Annotated in this window: 4 protein-coding genes; 1 reads left to right on the top strand and 3 read right to left on the bottom strand. The window is 62.2% G+C overall.

Translation table 11 applies throughout. The annotated features are described in order from the left end of the window. Window positions 1-331: DUF4118 domain-containing protein (locus VF515_19860; protein ID HEX7409882.1), on the bottom strand; the 331-nt coding region annotated here is incomplete at its 3' end. Window positions 332-544: 213 nt separating this feature from the next. Between VF515_19860 and VF515_19855 the strand changes: the two genes are divergently transcribed. Continuing rightward, the gene (locus VF515_19855) at window positions 545-823 is read left to right on the top strand and encodes a hypothetical protein (GenBank protein ID HEX7409881.1); all 279 of its coding nucleotides are present in this window, start codon (window positions 545-547) and stop codon (window positions 821-823) included. Between the two features lie 90 nt (window positions 824-913). Here the strand turns inward: VF515_19855 and VF515_19850 are convergent, their stop codons facing one another. Together VF515_19850 and VF515_19845 are read right to left on the bottom strand one after the other, a co-directional pair. Beyond that, window positions 914-1,957 (bottom strand): 2-oxoacid:ferredoxin oxidoreductase subunit beta, encoded by a 1,044-nt coding sequence (locus tag VF515_19850; protein ID HEX7409880.1) that lies wholly within the window; start codon window positions 1,955-1,957, stop codon window positions 914-916. Beyond that, the coding region (locus tag VF515_19845) for a 2-oxoacid:acceptor oxidoreductase subunit alpha (GenBank protein HEX7409879.1) at window positions 1,957-2,259 on the bottom strand (303 nt) is incomplete at its 5' end. The genes VF515_19850 and VF515_19845, both read right to left, overlap by 1 nt.

Genomic DNA, 2,259 nt, shown 5'->3' with positions numbered 1-2,259 from the left:
CTGTCTCCACTTGCTTCAGCGCATTGCGCAGGGATGCTTCAAAGTAGCTGACCAGTAGGGATGCGGCGACAAACATGATCGTTCGCACCGCCCATTCGGTGACGTTTTCGATCGTCGGCGGTGTGCGATGGAAGAGGTATTCAAACGAGGCGACGGATAGCGCCGCAGCCGTTAATCCGGGCACGACTCCGCCGTACCATGCGCTGACCATGACCGCGCCCAGGAAGACGATGGACACGGCCACCTGCATGTGCGGCCGCAGGAGCCATGTGGTCAGTGCGGCGGCGGCCACCGAGCCGATCACGACCGCGTACGTGCGCAGGTACTTCATCGTTCTTTCCAGCATAAGCACAAGACCGGCCTGCGCAAGTCATATGCGCATGGTCGCACACCTTTGGTAATCCCAAGATGGGACAGATTGGCACGACTCAATTCAAAGTGCAGGGACCGCCAGGCGTCGCTGCCTCAGCCGCATTATGCGGCGGCTGTCTCTCCAGGCAACAGCGCGTGGGCGCCCGGCCATCACAGTCGTCAGAGGAATCTTATGGCACAAGAACAGAATCTTGGCGATCAGGACGCTGCCAAGGGCGCGGTCGAAGGCGATGGCCGCGGACGCACCGAGGCCGAAGTACAAGGCAACACCTCCATGGCCGGACAGAACCCCCATCGCACGGAGAGCAGCCTGGTGAAGGCCAACGACACCGACTTCCCCGAGCCCGGCGGCAGCCCGGAGCACAGCGGGCAAGAGCAGGTTAACCAGGACCCCGGCCATCAGCAGAAAGATAACCAGAACAAGGCCAAGGACGATCCGCTGGCGGCGTGAAAACAGTTGTCAGTTGCTAGTTGTCAGTTTGAAAACAGAGCCCTCGGGCCTCCGAGGGCTTTAGCTTTTAACTGGCAACTGGCAACTGCCTTACCGCAGCTCTTGCATGCACTCCTCGAGCACCTGGCGTGAGGGACGGGTGACGCTCTCCGGCAGCGTCGCCAGCGGCTCGTCCACCATGTTGAGCATCTCCATGAAGTTCGGCGCCTTGGTGTTGATGTAGAAGATGCCGGTCAGCACGTCGCCCTTCTCGTGCGCTTCCGACATGCGCTTGAGGGCTTCGGACTTGTTGGTCGGATCGTAGGTTTCTTCCAGCTTGCGCAGGCGCAGGCGCGACCCGTCGTGCATGCTGACGTCGATCGTGGTGCCCGGGTCGTAGTCCACCGAGATGTCCTCGAAGTACGGTACGAACGTTACTTCCTGTAGCGGCTCCTCGTGGTCCTTGGTGAACTTGTACGACTTGGTGGAGCCCTCGTGATCGTTGAAGGTGACGCAGGGCGAGATGACGTCGAGCATGGCGGTGCCGTTGTGGGCGATGGCCGCCTTCAGCATGGCCAGCAACTGCTTCTTGTCGCCGCTGAAGCTGCGGCCGACGAAGGTTGCGCCCAGCATGGTCGCCAGCGCGCAGGTGTCGATGGCGGGCAGGTCGTTGATCACGCCGTTCTTCAGCTTCGAGCCGATGTCGGCGGTCGCCGAGAACTGGCCCTTGGTCAGGCCGTACACGCCGTTGTCCTCGATCACGTAGATGATGGGCAGGTTGCGGCGCATGAGGTGGAGGAACTGTCCGATGCCGATGGAGGCGGTGTCGCCGTCGCCGCTGACGCCGATGCACATCATCTTCTTGTTTGCCAGCAGCGCGCCCGTGGCCACCGACGGCATACGTCCGTGGACGGCGTTGAAGCTGTGCGAGCGGCTCATGAAATACGCCGGGCTTTTGGACGAACATCCGATGCCCGAGGGCTTGATCACCCGCTCCGGCTTCACGCCCATCTCGTACATGGCGTCGATGATGCGCTCGGAGATGGCGTTGTGGCCGCAGCCCGCGCACAGCGTGGTCTTGCCGCCGCGGTAGTCGAGCACGCTCAGGCCGATCCGGTTCGTCTTCGGTGCTTGTGCTGTCGGTGTGCTTGCCATTACTCGCCCCCTACCATGCTGGAACCGCCCGCCATCTCTATCTTCGCGATCGCAATGCCCATCTCCCGGAGGATGTCGTCGGTCACCGAGCGCGCGTCGATGGGCAGGCCGTTGTAGTGCCGCACGCTGCGCAGCTTGGCGATTTGCGCCGCCTCCAGCTCCAGCTTCAGCAGCGACTGCATCTGCGCGTCGCGGTTCTGGTCGACGACGTAGATCCGGTCGTGCGCCTTGATGAACTCGAAGACCTCGGTCGTGAACGGGTACGCCTTCAGCCGCAGGTAGTCGGTCTCGACCTTGTACTC

The organism is Candidatus Binatia bacterium (genome assembly GCA_036382395.1).
Taxonomy (GTDB): domain Bacteria; phylum Desulfobacterota; class Binatia; order HRBIN30; family HRBIN30; genus JAGDMS01.
The sequence above is the reverse complement of the archived record's forward strand: the minus strand, read 5'-3'. Positions and strand labels throughout refer to the sequence as shown.